The sequence below is a fragment of the Allobosea sp. CCNWLY174 genome, assembly GCF_037120455.1.
GTDB lineage: Bacteria > Pseudomonadota > Alphaproteobacteria > Rhizobiales > Beijerinckiaceae > Allobosea > Allobosea lupini.
On sequence record NZ_JBBBBQ010000004.1, the window covers coordinates 429,304 to 446,544 of the forward strand.

17 protein-coding genes are annotated in these 17,241 nt (G+C 67.6%); 12 read left to right on the top strand and 5 right to left on the bottom strand.

From position 1 onward, the window contains the following. Window positions 1-71: 71 nt before the first annotated feature. From V7S63_RS15695 to V7S63_RS15720, 6 genes are all read left to right on the top strand, one after another. Window positions 72-560 carry a tripartite tricarboxylate transporter TctB family protein gene (locus V7S63_RS15695; protein ID WP_336530888.1) on the top strand — a complete coding sequence of 163 codons (489 nt, stop codon included), beginning with the start codon at window positions 72-74 and terminating at the stop codon, window positions 558-560. 21 nt (window positions 561-581) lie between these two features. After that, on the top strand, window positions 582-2,099 hold the full coding sequence (locus V7S63_RS15700) for a tripartite tricarboxylate transporter permease (RefSeq protein WP_336530889.1): 1,518 nt from the start codon (window positions 582-584) through the stop codon (window positions 2,097-2,099). A 99-nt stretch (window positions 2,100-2,198) separates the two neighbouring features. Then, window positions 2,199-2,393, top strand: a complete 195-nt coding sequence (locus V7S63_RS15705; RefSeq protein ID WP_336530890.1) for an antitoxin MazE-like protein — start codon at window positions 2,199-2,201, stop codon at window positions 2,391-2,393. 20 nt (window positions 2,394-2,413) lie between these two features. Continuing rightward, entirely contained in the window at window positions 2,414-2,725 is a 312-nt protein-coding gene (locus tag V7S63_RS15710; protein ID WP_336530891.1) for a type II toxin-antitoxin system PemK/MazF family toxin, read from the top strand. Between the two features lie 98 nt (window positions 2,726-2,823). After that, window positions 2,824-3,357, top strand: a complete 534-nt coding sequence (locus V7S63_RS15715; protein ID WP_336530892.1) for an O-acetyl-ADP-ribose deacetylase — start codon at window positions 2,824-2,826, stop codon at window positions 3,355-3,357. A 40-nt stretch (window positions 3,358-3,397) separates the two neighbouring features. Then, window positions 3,398-4,315, top strand: coding sequence for a dihydrodipicolinate synthase family protein (locus tag V7S63_RS15720; protein WP_336530893.1), 918 nt, complete (start codon window positions 3,398-3,400; stop codon window positions 4,313-4,315). Between the two features lie 44 nt (window positions 4,316-4,359). On the opposite strand, the gene V7S63_RS15725 is transcribed toward V7S63_RS15720, so the two are convergent. After that, entirely contained in the window at window positions 4,360-4,494 is a 135-nt protein-coding gene (locus V7S63_RS15725) for a hypothetical protein (RefSeq protein WP_280141468.1), read from the bottom strand. Window positions 4,495-4,678: 184 nt separating this feature from the next. Here V7S63_RS15725 and V7S63_RS15730 point away from each other — a divergent pair, with 184 nt between their 5' ends. Then, the gene (locus V7S63_RS15730; protein WP_336530894.1) at window positions 4,679-5,914 is read left to right on the top strand and encodes an MFS transporter; all 1,236 of its coding nucleotides are present in this window, start codon (window positions 4,679-4,681) and stop codon (window positions 5,912-5,914) included. A gap of 87 nt (window positions 5,915-6,001) precedes the next feature. Next, a complete protein-coding gene (acuI, locus tag V7S63_RS15735; protein WP_336530895.1) occupies window positions 6,002-6,988 on the top strand; it encodes an acrylyl-CoA reductase (NADPH) in 987 nt (328 codons plus the stop codon). Window positions 6,989-6,991: 3 nt separating this feature from the next. Here acuI and V7S63_RS15740 read toward each other — a convergent pair whose 3' ends face one another. Next, a complete protein-coding gene (locus V7S63_RS15740) occupies window positions 6,992-7,900 on the bottom strand; it encodes a LysR family transcriptional regulator (protein WP_336530896.1) in 909 nt (302 codons plus the stop codon). 81 nt (window positions 7,901-7,981) lie between these two features. Continuing rightward, window positions 7,982-8,956 carry an L-threonylcarbamoyladenylate synthase gene (locus V7S63_RS15745; RefSeq protein WP_336530897.1) on the bottom strand — a complete coding sequence of 325 codons (975 nt, stop codon included), beginning with the start codon at window positions 8,954-8,956 and terminating at the stop codon, window positions 7,982-7,984. A 167-nt stretch (window positions 8,957-9,123) separates the two neighbouring features. Between V7S63_RS15745 and V7S63_RS15750 the strand changes: the two genes are divergently transcribed. Beyond that, entirely contained in the window at window positions 9,124-10,899 is a 1,776-nt protein-coding gene (locus tag V7S63_RS15750) for an acyl-CoA dehydrogenase (protein ID WP_091831362.1), read from the top strand. Between the two features lie 20 nt (window positions 10,900-10,919). On the opposite strand, the gene V7S63_RS15755 is transcribed toward V7S63_RS15750, so the two are convergent. Next, entirely contained in the window at window positions 10,920-11,711 is a 792-nt protein-coding gene (locus V7S63_RS15755; RefSeq protein ID WP_336530898.1) for a class I SAM-dependent methyltransferase, read from the bottom strand. Window positions 11,712-11,779: 68 nt separating this feature from the next. Here V7S63_RS15755 and V7S63_RS15760 point away from each other — a divergent pair, with 68 nt between their 5' ends. Next, entirely contained in the window at window positions 11,780-12,637 is an 858-nt protein-coding gene (locus V7S63_RS15760) for an SDR family NAD(P)-dependent oxidoreductase (RefSeq protein WP_336530899.1), read from the top strand. Between the two features lie 14 nt (window positions 12,638-12,651). Further along, window positions 12,652-13,512, top strand: a complete 861-nt coding sequence (locus tag V7S63_RS15765; protein ID WP_336530900.1) for an SDR family oxidoreductase — start codon at window positions 12,652-12,654, stop codon at window positions 13,510-13,512. 10 nt (window positions 13,513-13,522) lie between these two features. Here V7S63_RS15765 and V7S63_RS15770 read toward each other — a convergent pair whose 3' ends face one another. Continuing rightward, entirely contained in the window at window positions 13,523-16,018 is a 2,496-nt protein-coding gene (locus V7S63_RS15770) for a methyl-accepting chemotaxis protein (protein ID WP_100965464.1), read from the bottom strand. A 218-nt stretch (window positions 16,019-16,236) separates the two neighbouring features. Between V7S63_RS15770 and V7S63_RS15775 the strand changes: the two genes are divergently transcribed. Further along, entirely contained in the window at window positions 16,237-17,226 is a 990-nt protein-coding gene (locus V7S63_RS15775) for a magnesium transporter CorA family protein (protein ID WP_091831352.1), read from the top strand. Window positions 17,227-17,241 lie beyond the last annotated feature (15 nt).

The following is a 17,241-nucleotide window of genomic DNA, read 5'->3' on the forward strand; positions in this document are numbered from 1 at the left end:
CCGGGTCTCCCTTCGGTCGCCCGGGACGACATGGCCGGGCTGGGCGTCCGACGTTTGCAGGAGGAAAGCCGATGATCAGCCGTTTCCAGGCCGAGATCGCGACAGCTTTGGCGACGCTCGCCTTCGGCCTCGTCATCGTCAACGGCGCCCGCGAGTTCGGCATCGGCTGGGATTCCTCCGGCCCGCAGCCCGGCGCCTTCCCGTTCTATTGCGGGCTGCTGATCGCGCTTGCCAGCGCGGGCACGATCGTGACCACGATCGGCCGGCGTATGGGCGGCTCGGCGGCGCTCGCCGGGACTTTCCTCGACAGGGAGCAGGGCAAGCGCGTGCTGTCCTTTTTCCTGCCGATGCTGGCCTTCGTCATCCTGACCGTCACGCTCGGCATGTACGTCGCGATGCTGCTCTATCTCGTCTTCGCGATGCGCTTCCAGGGCCGCTATGGCTGGCTGCCCTCGCTCGCGACGGCCTTCGGCACCGCCGCCTTCTTCTATTTCGGCCTTGAGAAATTCGCCCAGGTCGGCCTGCTCAAGGGGCCGGTCGAAGCGATGCTCGGTCTTTAGAGCCGCGAGCCGGAGCATCTCATGGAAAACTTCGCCTCGCTTCTTCACGGCTTCCAGATCGCGCTGACCACGCATCACATCGCGCTGATGTTCGCCGGCGTGCTGCTCGGTATCCTGGTCGGCGTCCTGCCGGGCCTGGGCGCGCCCAACGGCGTCTCGCTGATGCTGCCGCTGACCTTCAGCATGGACCCGGTCTCGGCGATCATCCTTTTGACCTCGCTCTATTGGGGGGCGCTCTTCGGCGGCTCGACCACCTCGATCCTGTTCAATATCCCCGGCGAGCCCTCTTCGGTCGCGACCACCTTCGACGGCCACCCGATGGCCAAGCAGGGCAGGGCGACCGAAGCGCTTTCCTTTGCCTTCCTGTCGGCCGGCATCGGCGCCATGGCCGGCGTCATCCTGATCACGCTGCTTTCCGGCTGGGTCGCGCGCTTCGCGCTGAAATTCTCCTCGCCGGAGTATTTCGCTGTTTATTTCATGACCTTCGCCAGCTTTGTCGGGCTTGGTGGCGCTTCGCCCTTCAAGACCATCGTCTCGATGGCGATGGGCTTCGCCTTCGCCTCGATCGGCATGGACTCGGTCTCGGGTAATGTCCGCCTGACCTATGAGTTCGACGTGCTGCTCGCCGGCGTCAGCTTTCTGATCGCGGTGATCGGGCTGTTCGGCCTCGGCGAACTGCTGCAGACCATGGAGGAGGGCCTGCGCTTCGATGGGGTCAAGGCCAAGGTCAGCCCGCGCGACGTGCTCGCCACCGCGCTGAAGCTGCCGCGCTACTGGCTGGCGCTGATACGCTCCAGCATCATCGGCATCTGGATGGGCATCACGCCGGGCGGCCCGACCGCGGCCTCCTTCATGAGCTATGCGATGGCCAAGCGCTCCTCGCGCAATCCCGAGAAGTTCGGCAAGGGCGAGCCCGAGGGCGTGATCTCGCCCGAGACAGCCGACCATGCCGCCGGCTCCTCGGCCATGCTGCCGATGCTGGCACTCGGCATCCCCGGCTCGGCGACAGCTGCGGTGATGATGGGCGGGCTGATGATCTGGGGCCTCAACCCCGGCCCGATGCTCTTCGTCGAGCGGCCCGACTTCGTCTGGGGCCTGATCGCCTCGATGTATCTCGGCAACGTCGTCGCGGTCATCGTGGTGCTGGCGACGGTGCCGCTCTTCGCCTCGATCCTGCGCATCCCGTTCTCGATCATTGGCCCGGCGATCGTCGTGGTCTGCTTCATCGGCGCCTATACCGTCGGCAACAAGGAATTCGACATCTGGCTGGCCCTCGCCTTCGGCATCGTCGGTTATCTCTTCAAGAAGCTCGACTATCCCATCGCGCCCCTGGTGCTGGCCATGGTCATCGGCGACAAGGCGGAGGACGCTTTCCGCCAGTCGATGATCTTCAGCCAGGGCTCGCTCTCGATCTTCTGGTCGAACGCCCTGGTCGCGAGCCTGATGGCGATCGCTCTTGCGCTCCTGCTCTTCCCGCTGATCGGCTCGACAAGGCGCGGTATCCGCAAGCTGGTGACGGCGCGCGCGGCGAAGGCGTGACGGTGGCGGCATGGCGGGCGATCTTGCCGGCAAGCTCGTAACGCGTTACGTCTTCCGCTCGTTACCGGATGTCTCGCCGTGGCAGCGGTTGCAGAGCGGATGCGCGACATGCGTCGTAGACGGCGCGAGCAAAACTTGCGCGAGGTGCGCCTGCTCGTTCCCGATGCGCGTTCGCCGGCTGTCCGTGCTCGGATCGTGCGGCAGGTCGCGAGGCTCGATCTCGCCGCAGAGGACGACGCCTTGCGCTGGATCGAATCGGTGTCCGAATTTGACAGCCCGGCGAGGGACGATTGAGCTTGAGCCGGGGCGCTGTCGTGATCGTCGCGGCTGCCGGAGATTCTGGCAAGCCACGGCCAGCGGTCATCGTTCAGAGCGATGCGATTCCAGCCGCGCATCCCTCCGTTGTGGTCTGTCAGATGACGTCGACCTTGGTCGATGCGTCGGACCTTCGTGTCATGATCGAACCGTCGCTGGAGAATGGCTTGCGCGAGCGATCGCAGGTGATGGTCGACAAGCCGGTCACCCTCATGCGCAGCCGGGTATCCGGCCCCATCGGACGCTTGACCGCCGCCGAGATGGCGCGCGTGACGGCCGGGCTGGCTTTCGTCATCGGTGTCGCCGACTGACGCATCGTTCGATGGAGAGCCGGTGGCGATCGATCACCACTGTGCTTGTATCGTCGGCAGGGCGGGGCGATCCGATACCAGCGGAAGGACAGCCAGCCATGAGAATTGCCGGCAGACTTCAAGCCATCCAGGCCGACATCACCACGCTTGCCGTCGACGCCATCGTCAACGCCGCCAACAATTCGCTGTTGGGGGGAGGCGGCGTCGACGGTGCGATCCATCGCGCCGCAGGGCCGGAATTACTCCAGGAATGCCGCCGGCTCGGCGGCTGCCAGACCGGCGACGCCAAGCTGACCCAGGGCTATCGCCTGCCGGCGCGCTTCGTCATCCATACGGTCGGGCCGGTCTGGCAGGGCGGCGGCCGGAGCGAGGCTGAGCTGCTCGCCTCCTGCTATCGCCGCTCCCTCGCGGTCGCGGCCGGCGCAGGCGTGCGAACCGTCGCCTTCCCGAGCATCAGCACTGGGATCTACTATCTGATCGCGGCTGCGGCGGATATCGCCGTGGCGACGGTCGCGGAAGCCCTGAAGGCCGGCGCTTCCTTCGACGCAGTCATCTTTTGCTGCTTCTCGCCCGAGGACCTCGCCATCTACCAGCGCGGGCTTCCCGGCGGTGGCGATTGGCAGACGCAATGAGCTCCACCCCCTCCCAGCCACGAACAGCCGAGGCCTTGCCATGAGCGAACCCTATAAGGGCATCATCCCGATCGCGCCGACGATCTTCCACGAGAACGGCGACGTCGATCATGAGGGCAATCGCCGGGTGATGGACCTGATGGTCGACCAGGGCGTCGATGCCATCTGCATCCTTGCCAATTTTTCCGAGCAGTTCCTGCTGACCGACGCCGAGCGCGACGAGGTCATGCGGCTTTCGATCGAGCAGGTCGCCGGCCGGGTGCCGGTTTGCGTCACCACCTCGCATTTCTCGACCCGCATCGCCGCGCAGCGCGCCAAGGCGGCGGCCGAGGCCGGCGCGAAGATGCTGATGATGATGCCGCCCTATCATGGCGCACTGCTCAAGGCCGACGAGCAGGGCATGATCGAGCATTTCAAGATCGTGGCGGATGCAGCGGGAATCCCGATCATTCTCCAGGACGCGCCGCTCTCCGGGGTGACGATGACCGTGCCGTTCATGGTCAGGCTCAACAGGGAGGTGCCGCTCGTGCGCTACTTCAAGCTCGAGGTGCCGGGCACGGCGGGCAAGCTGCGCTCGCTGATCGAGGCGGGCGGCGACGCCATCGTCGGCCCGTTCGATGGTGAAGAAGCGATCACGCTGATGGCCGATCTCGACGCCGGCGCCACCGGCACGATGACCTCGGCAATGATCCCCGACCTGATCAAGCCGATCCTCACCGCCCATGCCGCGGGCGACCGCAGGCAGGCGGCGGCGCTCTATGCCCGCGTGTTGCCGATCATCAATTACGAGAACCGCCAATGCGGCCTGCGCTCGGCCAAGGCGGTGATGAAGGCCGGCGGCGTGATCAAGTCGGACGCGGTGCGCCATCCGCTGACGCCGCTGCATCCGCAGACGCGCGAAGGCCTGCTCGAGCTCGCGCGCGAACTCGATCCGCTCGCCTTGCGCTGGGGCAAATAGCCCAGCTGCTCTCGCTGCCCGCCGTCGAAGGCGGGCAGCGACCGTCAATAGGCGCCGATGCCGCCGGAGGGCGGCGGCATGTTGCCCCGTCGATCTTTGGTGATGAACTCCGGTGTCACCAGAAGCATCCGGGACAGCCAGGCGCTGTAGTCAGCTAGCAACTCTATGACGGCACGCATTGGTCGCCTCCAAGATTGCAGAGGCGATCCTAGCAGATAAACAGCTGTTTGCCGACGAAATCCGATGAATTTGCTGCGTGGCGATCATGCAATCCTGTGATGCGCAACGTAACGGAATCGCGTTGGCATGCTCGGGTTGCACGCCCTATCGTGCAGACACACGATTCTCGCTCCGGAGCCCGTCATGACCGCAACCGCCAGGCGCGGCTACGCGCCGGAGATCATCGTCGCCGCCGGCTGTCTGATCGCGCTGATCAGCTTCGGCCCGCGCGCCAGCGCCGGCCTGTTCCAGATCCCGATGACCTCTCAGTTCGGCTGGGGCCGCGACACGTTCAGCCTGGCGCTGGCGATCCAGAATCTGCTCTGGGGCCTGGGCGCGCCCTTCGCCGGCGCGATCGCCGATCGCTTCGGCATGGTGCGGGTGCTCTGCGCCGGCGCGCTGCTCTATGCCGCCGGGCTCGTCACGATGTCCTATGCCTCGACGCCGCTGCAGCTTCATCTCGGCGCCGGCGTGCTGATCGGCTTCGGGCTCTCGGCCTGCTCCTTCAACCTGATCCTCGCCGCCTTCGGTAAACTCCTGCCTGAGCAATGGCGCCCGCTCGCCTTCGGCGCCGGCACTGCCGCCGGTTCCTTCGGCCAGTTCCTGTTCCCGCCGATCGGCAACATCCTGATCGAGACGCTCGGCTGGCAGCAGGCGTTGATCGTCTTCGCCTTCACCCTGCTGCCCGTGCTGCCGCTTTCGGTGATGCTGGCGATGCGGGGCACCAAGCAGCCTGCGGCTGCGCCCGGCGCGGTTGTGGCGCCGAACCAGAGCATCGCGCAGGCACTGGCCGAGGCCTTCAAGCACCGCTCCTATGTCCTGCTCGTGCTCGGCTTCTTCACCTGCGGCTTCCAGCTCGCCTTCATCACCGTGCACATGCCTGCCTATCTCAAGGACACCGGCCTGCCGGCCTGGGTCGGCGGCTGGACGCTGGCCGCGATCGGCCTTGCCAATGCGGTCGGCTCGCTCGGCTCCGGCTGGCTGACGGCACGCATGCCCAAGCGCCATCTGCTCGCATGGATCTATCTCGGCCGGGCCGTCGCCATCGCCGCCTTCATCCTGCTGCCGCCGAGCCCGACGACCGCGATCGCCTTCGGCATCGTCATCGGCGTGTTCTGGCTCTCGACCGTGCCGCCGACTTCGGCGCTGGTCATGCTGATGTTCGGCACCAAGTACATGGCGATGCTCTACGGCTTCGCCTTCTTCTCGCATCAGGTCGGTGGCTTCCTCGGCGTGTTGCTCGGCGGCATCCTCTATGAGCAGTTCGGCTCCTACACCATCGTCTGGTGGCTCTCGGTCGCGCTTGGCGTCGCCTCGGCGCTGATCAACCTGCCGATCGTCGAGAAGCCGGTGGCGCGCGCCGTGCCGCAGCCGGCCTGACTAAAGCCGCACGAGCTTGCCGCTTGCAGGCGGCGGCCGGGCGGGTCACTCCTAGGGAAAGTTCGATCGCGTCCCGGGAGTGAGTTCATGTCGACCTTCAAGGCCCTCATAGCCAACAAGGGCGAAGCCGGCACCAGCGTCGCCTTCGGCGAGTTCGCCGAAGCGGACCTGATGGAAGGCGACGTCATCGTCCGCGTCACCCATTCGACGCTGAACTACAAGGACGGCCTTGCCATCACCGGCCGCGCCCCGGTGGTGCGGCGCTGGCCGATGATCCCCGGCATTGATTTCGCCGGCCGGGTCGAGACCTCCGACAATCCCGAATTCAAGCCCGGCGACCTCGTCATCCTCAACGGCTGGGGCACCGGCGAGACGCATCTGGGCGCCTATGCTCAGAAGAGCCGGGTCAAGGGCGATTGGCTGGTGCCGCTGCCCGACGGAATGACCCCTGCCGAGGCGATGGCGATCGGCACCGCTGGCTACACCGCCATGCTCAGCCTGCTCGCGCTGGAGCGCCATGGCGTGAAACCGGCCGACGGCCCGGTCGTCGTCACCGGCGCGGCCGGCGGCGTCGGCTCGGTGGCGACCGCGCTGCTCGCCAAGGCCGGCTGGCATGTGATCGCCTCGACCGGTCGGCCGGAGGAAGCGGATTATCTCAAGGGTCTCGGCGCGGCCGAGATCATCGATCGGAACGAACTCTCCGGGCCTGGGCGCCCGCTCGGCAAGGAGCGCTGGATCGCCGGTGTCGATGCCGTCGGCTCGCACACGCTCGCCAATGTCCTGTCGATGACCAAGTACGGCGGCGCTGTCGCCGCATGCGGCCTGGCGCAGGGCATGGACCTGCCGGCCTCGGTCGCGCCCTTCATCCTGCGCGGCGTCGCGCTGCTCGGCATCGATTCGGTGATGTGCCCGAAGACGCGCCGGCTCGAAGCGTGGCAGCGTCTCGCGCGCGATCTCGACCGTGAGAAGCTGGCGGCGATGACGACGACGATCCCGCTCGAGGATGTCGTCGAGACCGGCCGCGCTCTGCTCGACGGCAAGGTGCGCGGTCGGGTGGTCGTCGAGATCGGGTGAGGCTCAGCCGGCGCCTTCAAGCAGCGCCTTCCGTTTCGCCAGCTCGCCGCCGACGAAATCCATGAAGGCGCGCACGCGTGGCGCATGCCTGATGTCGGGGTGGGTCAGGATCCATAGCCCGGTGGAGAAGTCCGGGTCCGGTGGCAGCAGCCGCACGAGCCCCGGCCGCTGGTCGGCAATGAAGCAGGGCAGGGGGCCGATGCCCATCCCCTGCTCGACGGCTTCCGTCAGCCCGAGCACGGCCGAGGAACGCAGCGCGATCCGTTCGGCCGGGACATGGTCGCGGACATAGCGGGCAGCCTTGACATAGCCGAGCGGGTCGCCGAGCGCGACCCAGTCGCGCCGGAACAGCAGCTTCGGATCATGCGACTCGGCCTCGGTCGCCGGCGCGTCGGCGCGGGCGTAGACGGCCCAGTTCAGGTTGGCGAGGCGGCGGCCGACCAGCGTCTCGCCCGGCGAATCGCTGGCGCGGATGGCGACGTCGGCGTCACGGCGCGAGAGATTGAGGGTCTGGCTGGCCATGACGACGTCGAGCCGGATCAGCGGATGCGCTGCCCGGAACGCTGCGAAGATCGGCAGCAGCACATGCAGATAGAGCGTGTCGGTGGTGGTCACGCGCAAGTCACCTGACGGAGCGAGGTCGCGCCCAGCGAGCCTGCGCCCGAAAGCGGTGACGTCCTCATCGATGCGCGAGGCCAGCGTCGTCATCTCCTCGCCAGCCGAGGTCGCGACATAACCGGTCTTGCGGCGCTCGAAGAGAGCGTGGCCGAGCTGCTCCTCGATCTGGCCGAGCCGGCGGAACACCGTGGAATGATTGACGTTGAGGGCGGCTGCCGCGCCGGTCAGCCCGCCTGCATCGGCGATCGCCTTGATCAGGCGGAAATCATCCCAGGCGAGCTTCGACGTCGACAATGGTCACTCTCCAGCAACTCCGCGCGCAGCATTGCCAGATCTTGCGGAATTGCAAGCGGATCTCGGGCGATAATGCCGACTTCAACGCGGCGCCGCGGCGCGGCGCAGCCGGTCGTTGATCGCTTCGCCAAGGCCTCGCATCGGGATCGGCGCGATGGCGATCGTCGCCGGGCGTTGATCGTCGAGATGGCGCATCGCGGCGAAGAGATTGGCGGCGGCCTCGGTCAGGTCGCCTGACGGACTCAGGTTGAAGGCGAGCGCGGGCAGGGCGCCATCCGGTCCCGGACCGAAGCCGAGCCAGGCTTCGCCCGGTCGCGGCGCCTCCGCATCCAGCCTGACCGCGGCCCGCGGCGCGTAGTGCGAGGCGAGTAGGCCTGGCGCGAGCGGGGCCGTACCGCCTTCCTCGACGATGACGAGGGCCTGCCCGATCGCAGCCTCCAGCGCCGCACGCGGCACGCCGCCCGGACGCAGCAGGCGCGGCGCCCCGCCGAGGCAGGCGACGATGCTGGATTCGACGCCGACCGCCGTCGGCCCGGCATCGAGCACGGCGTCGATCCGCCCGTCGAGATCGGCGAAGACATGCTCGGCCTGCGTCGGGCTGACCCGGCCCGAGCGATTGGCCGAGGGCGCCGCGATCGGCCGGCCCGCTGCCTGCAGGACAGCGCGCGCCACCGGATGCGACGGCACCCGCAGCGCGACGCTGTCGAGCCCGGCGCGGGCGAGGCTGCAGACCGTGCACGAGCTCGAAGCCGGCACGACCAACGTCAGCGGGCCCGGCCAGAACGCCTTCGCCAGCGCCAGCGCCGGCGCATCGAACAGGCCCTGGCGCCTGGCAGCATCGACATCCGGCAGATGCGAGATCAGCGGGTTGAAGCTCGGGCGCTCCTTGGCGGCATAGATCGATGCGACGGCGCGGTCGTCGCTTGCGTCGGCGGCGAGCCCGTAGACCGTCTCGGTCGGCAGCGCGACGAGCTTGCCGGCGCGCAGCAGCTGCGCGGCGGCGGCGATGCCGGCGTCGTCGGCGAAAAGGCGCTGGGTCTGACGAGGTCCTGTCACGGTCGCTCTTGAAAGTTCACATGTAAACTATAACAATGCCGACGCGGCATGCGCGAACCTGCGCCGGCTTGCGCGTGGCGGCGGGCATAGTTCGTCGCTAACATCGCCGTCAAACGCAACGAGCAGAATGCCCGGTTCGAAAGTGCGGGCGCCGAGGGAGGTAAGCGATGTCGTACCGTGCTCCGGTCGAGGATATCCTGGCGACGATGCGCCATGTCGCCGGGCTCGACGCCCTGATCTCCGAGGGGCTCGCACCGGAACTCGCGGATGGCGTCACCGAGGCCGTGCTGGAGGAGGCCGCGAAGTTCGCCGGCGATGTCCTCGCGCCCCTGAATGTCGTCGGCGACCGCGTCGGCTCGAAGCTCAAGGATGGTACCGTCATCACCCCGCCGGGCTGGAAGGAAGCCTATCACGCCTGGGCGCAAGGCGGCTGGAACGCGCTGCCGGGGCCGGAGGCCTATGGCGGCCAGGCCCTGCCGACCTTGGTGCAGTCGGCTTGCACCGAAATGTGGAATTCGGCTGCCTTCGCCTTCGCGCTCGGCCCGCTGCTGACGGTCGGCGCGATCGAGGCGCTGCATGCCCATGGCTCCGACTATCTGAAGGAGACCTACCTCGCCAAGCTCGTCTCCGGCGAGTGGATGGGCACGATGAACCTGACCGAGCCGCAGGCCGGCTCGGACCTCAACGCGCTGCGCTCCAAGGCCGAGCGCGCCGGCGACGGCACCTACCGCATCAGCGGCCAGAAGATCTTCATCACCTATGGCGATCACGAGATGACGGACAATATCGTCCATCTCGTCCTCGCCCGCCTGCCCGACGCTCCTCCCGGCACGCGCGGGATCTCGCTCTTCCTGGTGCCGAAATTTCTGGTCAATGCCGACGGCTCGCTCGGCGCGCGCAACGATGTCCGCTGCACCGGCGTCGAGCACAAGCTCGGCATCCATGCCTCGCCGACCTGCGCGATGAGCTATGGCGACGAGGGCGGCGCGATCGGCTGGCTGATCGGCGAGGAGAACCGCGGCCTCGCCTGCATGTTCACGATGATGAACAATGCCCGCCTCAACGTCGCGGTGCAGGGCGTCGCCATCGCCGAGCGCGCCTACCAGCAGGCGCTTTCCTTCGCGCAGGAGCGCAAGCAGGGCACCGCGCTCGATGCGCCGAAGGGCGCGCCGATGAGCCCGATCATCGTCCATCCCGACATCCGCCGCATGCTGATGGAGATGCGCGCCAAGACGCAGGCTGCGCGTACGCTCTCGCTGCTGCTGGCCGCACTGCTCGACCGCTCGCATCGCGACCCCGACGAGGCCAGGCGCAAGGCGGCGGCCGAGCGGGCGGCGATCATCACGCCCATCGCCAAGGCCTACGCCACCGATATCGGCGTCGAGGTCGCCTCCACCGGCGTCCAGATCCACGGCGGCATGGGCTATGTCGAGGAGACCGGCGCCGCCCAGCACCTGCGCGATGCCCGCATCGCCACGATCTACGAGGGCACCAACGGCATCCAGGCGATCGACCTCGTGCTGCGCAAGCTGCCGCTCTCCAATGGCGATGCCGTCAAGGCGCTGATCGGCGAGATGCGCGGCGTCGTTGCGCAGGTGCGCGAGGCCAATACGCCCGGCTTCGGCCACAGCGCGGCCCGGCTCGGCGCCGCCGTCGACTCGCTCGAGCGTGCGACCGAATGGATGCTCGCGACCATGGGCATCGACCAGGCGAGCGCGCTCGCCGGCGCGACGCCTTATCTCAAGCTGTTCGCGCTCGCCCAGGGCGGCACCGGCCTCGCCAAGAAGGCGCTGGCGCTGCAGGGAGAGGATCAGGGTGCCGCGGCGCTCGCCACAGCCCGCTTCTATGCCGAGCACCATGTCGGCGAGGCCACGGCGCTGGAGCTGGCGGTGACCGAGGGCGCCGGCGCGGTCGAGGATTCGGCTGCGGTCTTCGCGGCGTGACGCCGCTTGCCGCGCCTGACCTATCGCACCGGCTTCCGCACCCGCATGTGCAGGAACAGCGGCGCGATATAGGTGTCGGCGAGATAGGGCACGGCCTTGGCCGTCTGCGCATCGACGCCCGGCTCGTGCATGTGCTCGATCCGGAGGCCGCTCGCGACGAGCAGGTTGATCCAGTCGCTCAGCGTGCGGTGGAAGCGCGGCACGCGGAACGGCTCGACCTTGGCCTTCTCCTCGGGCGGCGCGGCGCCGAAGCGCCAGCTCTCGATCTCGCCGTCGGTGACGCGAAAGTACTCGCGCACCTCGATGCCGAGCACAGTGCCCGTCTCGTCGCGCATCACCTTGCGACCGGGCGTGGCGAAGCAGGGATGCAGGATCGAGAACTGCAGGAAGCCGCTCGGCTTCAGCACCCGCTTGGCCTCGGCCAGCACGCGGTCCTGATGCGGCATGTCCATCAGCGACATGAAGGCGGTGGCGAAATCGAACGAGGCATCGGCGAAGGGCAGGGCCATGCCGTCGGCGACGCGGTAGTCGATCCCGAGCGGGCTGGCGGCCTCGGTTTCCCGCGCATGGCGGATGAAGGTCGGCGCGATGTCGATCGCGGTGACGCTGGCGCCGGCCTCAGCGAGCTTGCGCGTGTTCGAGCCCTCGCCGCAGCCGATGTCGAGGCCGTCCAGTCCTTCGATATCGGGCAGGTGCGCAAAGAAGGCCGGGGTATTCTGGGCGTCCCGGTAGAGGTCGTAGCCGGCGCGCGCATGCCGGGTCCAGGTTTCGGCATTGGCCTCCCAGCAGGCCGCGACATCGCTCGCTTCCATGACCGTCCTCGCCGTTCGGGGGAGGGGGCTTCTAGCGGAGCTGCTCGCATTGCGCCAGCGGTATCCGAATGACCGATGACAGCCCGCAAAAGCCGCTAGCCGGCAAGGTCTGCCTCGTCGCAGGCGCCTCGCGCGGGCTGGGGCGCGGCATCGCCCGGGCGCTCGGCCAGGCCGGCGCCACCGTGATCGTCACAGGCCGCTCCAGCGAGGCCGGGCCGCGCACCGACCAGCGTTCGGAGACCTTCGAGGACACGGCCCGCGAGGTCGAGGCTTCAGGCGGCCGCGGCGAGCCCTATCGCTGCGACCATACCAATGAGCGCGAGGTCGATCAGCTCGTCGCCTGGTCCCTTCGGCGCTTCGGCCGGCTCGACTGCGTCGTCGATGCGGTCTGGGGCGGCAATGAGGGCTATGACGGCGAGCGCTATCCTGATGGCTCCGCCTTCGGCGCGCCGTTCTGGCGCCGCCCGGTGGCACGGCTCGGCGAGAGCTTCGAGAGCGGCGTCTACGCGCAATTGCTGCTGGCGCGTGCCGTCGCGCCCGCCATGGTCCAGATGCGGCAGGGGCTGATCGTCACGGTGAGCTTCGACACCGCCGGCGGCTATCTCGGCGATGTCTTCTACGACCTGTCCAAGACAGCGATGAACCGGCTGACGCTGGCGATGGCGCAGGAGCTGAAACCCTATGGCGTCACCGCGCTGGCCTTGTCCCCGGGCCATGTCCTGACCGAGCGCGTGCGTGATGCTGGCATGGCCGCCGAGACCAGCGAGACCCCGCTCTATGCCGGCCGCGCGGTCGCGGCGCTCGCCGCCGACCCTGATATCGCCCGCCATGCCGGCCAGGTGCTCCATGTCGCCGATCTGGCGCGCGCCTATGGCTTCACCGATGCCGACGGCAGTCAGCCGGACCGGTTCAGCTTGCAGAGTTAACGAGGGAGGACACCATGTCGCTCAAGGGCAAGACGCTCTTCATCACCGGCGGATCGCGCGGCATCGGCCTCGCCATCGCCATCAGAGCGGCGCGCGACGGCGCCAATGTCACCATCGCCGCCAAGACGGCCGAGCCGCATCCCAAGCTGGAAGGCACGATCTATACCGCCGCTGCCGAGATCGAGGCCGCCGGCGGCAAGTGCCTGCCGCTGATGGTCGACGTCCGCGACGAGCAGAGCGTGGCCGAGGCGATCGCCAAGACGGCCGAGACCTTCGGCGGCCTCGACATCGTCGTGAACAATGCCAGCGCGATCTCGCTGACCAATACCCAGATGACCGACATGAAGCGCTTCGATCTGATGCACCAGATCAACACGCGCGGCACCTTCATGGTCTCGAAATACGCGATTCCGCATCTGGAGAAGGCGGAGAACCCGCATATCCTGATGCTGTCGCCGCCGCTCGACATGAAGATGCGCTGGTTCGCGCCGCACCTGGCCTACACCATGGCGAAGTATGGGATGAGCCTGTGTGTGCTGGGCCTTGCCGGCGAGCTGGCGCCCAAGGGCATCGCCGTCAACGCACTCTGGCCGCGCACCACGGTCGCCACTGCTGCGGTGAAGAACCTCCTCGGCGGCGACAAGATGGTGCAGGCGAGCCGCACGCCGGAGATGCTGGCCGACGCCGCCTACATGGTCTTCAACAAGCCCTCGCGCAGCTTCTCGGGCAATTTCCTGATCGACGACAACTTCATGGCCGGCGAGGGCGTCACCGACTTCACGCCCTACCGGGTCGATCCGTCGGTGCCGCTGATGCCGGACTTCTTCGTGCCCGAGGAGATCAAGCCGCCTGAGGGGGTGAAGGGCGGCGTCTGAGCCGGAAGGCTCAGAACTCTTCCCACTCGCGGTCCCGCGCTCCGCCGTTCGCGACCTTGCGGGCGGGCATCGCAGCTGCCGGGGCAGGTTGTGCCTTCCTCGCTGGAGTGCGCGGCGCCGAGCGGGTTTCCGACATGGCGGCCGCGGCGAGGTTGCGCAGGCGCTCCGGCTCGCTGGTCGAGCGCGCTTCGCCGCCGGCGATGCGGAAGGCCGCGACGAGCTGATCCAGGCTGTGGATCTGGTCGGCGAGCGAAGCGGCCGAGGCGGCGCTCTGCTCGGCCAAAGCCGCGTTCGCCTGGGTCATCTCGTCCATATGGGCGACGGTCTGGCTCATCTCGTCGATGCCGTTGGCCTGCTCGCCTGCCGCTGCCGAGATTTCGACGACGGTCGCCGCGACCTGCCGGGAGGCCGTGACGATCTTGTCGAGCACCGTCCCGGCCGAGCGCACCAGCTTCACACCCTCCTCGATCTCGGTGGTCGAGGACTGGATCAGGGTCGTGATGTCCTTGGACGCTTCGGCGGAGCGCTGCGCCAGCGTCCGGACCTCCGAGGCGACCACGGCGAAGCCCTTGCCGGCATCGCCCGCGCGTGCGGCTTCCACCGCAGCGTTGAGCGCCAGCAGATTGGTCTGGAAGGCGATGCCGTCGATCACCGAGGTGATGTCGGTGATCTTGCGCGAGGCCGCCTCGATCCGCTCCATCGCCTCGACGGCGTTCTGCACGATCGCGCCGCCCTGCTGCGCCACGTTCGTGGCCTCGTCGGAGGACGATGCCGCCACCTTCGAGGAGCTTGCGCTAGCCTTGACCGAAGCTGCGAGTTCCTCGGTCGTCGCGGCCGTCTCCTCGAGCGAAGCGGCCTGCTCCTCGGTCCGCTTGGCGAGATCGTCGGCGCCCGCCTTGATCTCGCGAGCGGAGGCCGAGACCTGCGAGGTCGTCGCCTGGATGCCGCCGATCGTCTCCGAGAGGCGCTCGACCGTCTCGTTCACGGAGTGCTTGAGCTCGGCGAAGCGGCCCTGATAGCTGGTCGCGACCCGGCGGGTCAGGTCACCTTGCGAGACCGATGCGAGGATGTCGGCGAACTCGGTGGTCGCGCCGTCGACCACGGCGTTGATCTGGTTGATGCCGTCGACCAGCTGCTGCATCTGCGCATCGGCGCTTTCCAGGCGCAGGCGCGCGCTGAAATCGCCCGCAGCCGCAGCCGCGACGACCGTGCCGACATCGCTGACCACGGCGACCATGGCTTCGGTCCGCGCCGCCCGCTCGGCCGCGGCGGCGCGCTCCTGCGCCTCCAGCGCCTGGACACGCAAACCGTTCTCCTTGAACACCCGGACGGCGGCGGCCATGCCGCCGATCTCGTCATTACGGCCGCTGTCGATGACCTCGGCGGTGAAGTCGCCCTGCGCCAGCTGCTTCATCGAGGCGGTCAGCGCGGTGATCGGGCGCGTCACGCGGCTTTGCACCAGCCAGAGCCCGATGAGCGCGAGCGCCAGCGCGGCCAGCAGGAGGAGGCCGTAGACGATGAGCGAGCGCATTGCCGCATCGGCCTTCGCGTCCGCCACATCCGAGACGACGTCAATGGCGCGGCTCGCCACGGCGCCGACTGTCTCGGAGGCGGCGACGATCTGGTTACGCCATTGATCGGGATTGATCGCAGGCTTGCGGCCGCCCGTCACGTTGGCGACGAGATCGGCCCGCGTCGCCTTGAAGGTGCCGCCGAAATAGGTGTTCTCGGCGGTGGTGAGCGCGTCCTTGAGCGCCTGCGGGGTGCTGGCCTGGCCGATGAGCTGCCTCACCACGCCCCAGGCGAACTCCATGCGCGCATCGTTGACGAGGACGGCATTGCTCTCCTTGGCGTCCAGCGGCCGGTCCTGGGCGACGGCGTTGTTGAGGACGATCGTCGACGATCCGCTGAGCGAGCGTGCGGCCCAGGCCATCGAGCGGACGGAGGTCAGGTTGGCGAAGCTGGCGTCAAGCGCGAGAATGCGTTCCTCCAGCGTCGCCGAGGCAGCCTCGAGCGCGCTCAGGAACTTGCCGGTCTGGGCCATGCTGGCCCCGGCCAGCTCCTTCTCCCGCGACTCCAGTGGCAGCTTCCAGTTGCCGTCGACCTTCGCGCGCAAGGGCTTGAGCGCTGCGACATGGCCGTCGATCTCGGTCGAGACGGTCTTGGCGACCTCATAGCCGTTGTCCCGGACGATCGTCTGGGCCGTGGCGATGGCGTCGTCCAGACGCTTTCGGCGCGTCAGCACGTCCTCGATCATCCCGGCGTTCTTGTCGGTCGGCATGGTCAGCGCGCTCGCGCCATTGCCGCGCTCGTAGCGCAGGTTCTGCAGCGCCGTGAAATAGGCCTTGTTCAGATCGGCGAGAGCGGACACCTCGACGGCGGTATTGTGGCGCGTCCAGGCCTGCCAGAGCGCCTGCGACGAGAGCGTGACGATCGCTGCGCTGGCAAGGCCGAGCACAGTCAGAAGCATAGTCTTGATGCTGAGATTCTTTGCGGCGTTGAGCATGACAAGTCCGGAGGGGCGACGGATTCGTTCAGCTTCTCATCCGGCGATTGATATTGTGCTAACCCTGCCGCAGCGCTGCCAGATTTCTGGCCCGAGCGGGAATACCGCCGCGGGATCAGCCGCTGCCCCAGAACCGTCATCGGTTTGACACCGCCGGACGTTTGGAGTTGTTGCGGCACAAATCGCGCCTTGCGGTGCCCGATTCCGGACGACCGACCATGCTCCTGATCCACGGCATCTGCCAGACGAGCGGCGACAAGCTCGCGCCGCGCAACCTCATTGCCGAAGACGAGATCCCGCCGGGGTCGATCTGGATCGACCTGCTCAACCCGACGCCGGCCGAGGACGCCAGGGTCGAGCGCCATCTCGGCATCTCCATTCCGACGAAGGAGGAGATGCACGATCTCGAACCGTCCGAGATCATCTACGCCGAGAACGGCGCGCATTATATGACGGCGCGGATCATCTGCCAGTCCGACACAAACGTCCCGCGCCTCGCCGACGTCACCTTCATCCTGACCGAGAAGGCGCTGGTGACCGTGCGCTATGACGAGCCCGGCGCCTTCAACATCTTCAAGAACCGCGTCACCAAGCCGGGCGGCTGCGAGCTCGAGCCTGCCGGCGTGATCGAGGGGCTGATCGAGGCGATCGTCGACCGCGCCGCCGAGGTGCTGCGCGGCGTCGGCGATCGCGTCGACATGCGCTCGCGCCAGATCTTCGACGGCGACAGCGCCCATGTCGAGCAGGGCCGCGTCTATCAGGCGGTGGTGCGCAAGATCGGCCAGTACGAGCACATCATCTCGAATGTCCGCGAGAGCATGGTCTCGGTCGAGCGCGTGCTGCTCTACCTCTCCGCCAATTTCAAGCGCACCAAGAAGGCGGCCGGCGGTTTCAACCCGGAATGGCGCTCCGCCTTGCGCGACGTTCAGGCGATCGAGGAGCATGCCACCTTCCTATCGAGCAAGCTGCAGTTCATGCTCGATGCGACGCTCGGCCTCGTCAGCATCGAGCAGAACAAGATCATCAAGCTGTTCTCGGTCGTCTCGGTCGCGCTGATGCCGCCGACCCTGATCGCCTCGATCTACGGAATGAACTTCAAGACCATGCCGGAGTTGGAATGGCAGCTCGGCTACCCGATGGCAATCGGCCTGATGATCCTCTTCGCCGTGCTGCCCTACATGTTCTTTCGCTGGAAAAAGTGGCTTTGACCGCGCCCGGGGCGC